Raw genomic sequence first — 1,398 nt, 5'->3', positions numbered from 1 at the left:
CTGAATCGCCCCGAGTTCGGCGGAGGCTCGGCTATCTGGTTCCGGCCTCAGCGAGGACCGGTGTCTCACGGTAGTCGGCCGCCGTGTGATTCGACCAGTAGGCGGCCTCGTACTCGGCAGGTGGAACGTGGTCGATCTCGCCATGCAAGCGGCGATGATTGAACCAGTCGATGTACTCGGCGACCGCCCACTCGACGTCTCCCACGCCCCGCCAGCCCCCGCGTGGACGCATCACGGGATTACGAATGCACTCGGCCTTGAACAACGAGTTGAACGCTTCTGCCATCGCGTTGTCATACGAATCACCTTTGGAACCAACAGAAGACACCGCATCACACTCGTCGAGTCGCTCGGTGTAGCGCACCGCTCGATACTGGGCGCCGCGGTCGCTGTGGTGAATCAACCCGGCGACGTCCTGGCCGACCCGTCGGCGCGCCCACAACCCCATATCCAAGGCGTCGAGGGCCAGGTCGGTGCGCATCGACGTCGAGACCTGCCACCCGACGATCATTCGGGAGACTCCCCCAAGGACTTCGTCCAGGGAGGTGCCCCCACGTCGAGGACGAACGCGGCGTACACCCATCCCGAATGCGTGCGAATGTAGGTCAGATCCGCTACCCACAATGTGTTGGGCGCGTCGGCGACAAACCGCCGTTGCACCCGATCCGCCGGCCGCGGAGTCTCGGCCCCGTCACTGTGTGTGGTCTTCCGTCCTTTCAATCGGGGTATTCCCTGTAGCCCATCGGTTTTCATCAATCGTTCCACGGTGCACCGGGCCACCGACATCCCCTTTCGTTTCAGACTGGCGTGCACTTTGCGGACCCCGTACACCCCGAGATTGTCGGCATGAACCTTCCGGATCTCGGACAGAACCTGACGGTCACGCACCGCACGTGTCGATTCGGTTCGCTGGGGGCTCAGATGGGCTCGGGCCGTGGACGGAGCGATCTGGGCGGCTGTCTCGCGCAAGGCCGCGCAGATCGGATCGACCCCGTGTTCGTCGCGGTGCGCGGCGACGAACTCCACGATCAGCGCTGTGGGCGGTCGATCTCCGCCGCAAAGAAAGCCGAGGCCTGCTTGAGAATCGTGTTCGCCCGCCGCAGCTCGCGGTTCTCTCGTTCCAACTGCGCGATCCGTTCGGCATCGCTTGTCGTGGTGCCGGGGCGCACGCCGCCGTCGACCTCGGCCTGCTTGACCCACGTCCGGAGCGCTTCGGGGTGCACACCGAGCTGATCGGCGATCCGTTTGAGCGCACCTGGCCGTGTCGCCGGATCCTGGCGGGCTTCGACCGCCATTCTCGTTGCTCGTTCCTTCAGCTCAACGCTGTACTTCCGTGGTGCTGCCATGCTCTCTATCCTTCACAGGTTCGAGAGCCTCCGACAGACCCGGGGCGATTCA

General features: G+C 64.3%; 1 pseudogene and 1 other annotated feature. The pseudogene reads right to left on the bottom strand.

The features are described 5' to 3' along the window. Positions 1-31: 31 nt before the first annotated feature. Positions 32-1,346: pseudogene (locus ABZ789_RS22610) on the bottom strand (IS3 family transposase). Continuing rightward, positions 940-1,068 (bottom strand) — a sequence feature (AL1L pseudoknot). It overlaps the preceding pseudogene by 129 nt. Positions 1,347-1,398: the final 52 nt, after the last annotated feature.

It is taken from the genome of Rhodococcus sp. NPDC047139, from assembly GCF_040643435.1.
Lineage (GTDB): Bacteria > Actinomycetota > Actinomycetes > Mycobacteriales > Mycobacteriaceae > Rhodococcus.
This window is presented reverse-complemented; position numbering and strand designations above follow the sequence as displayed.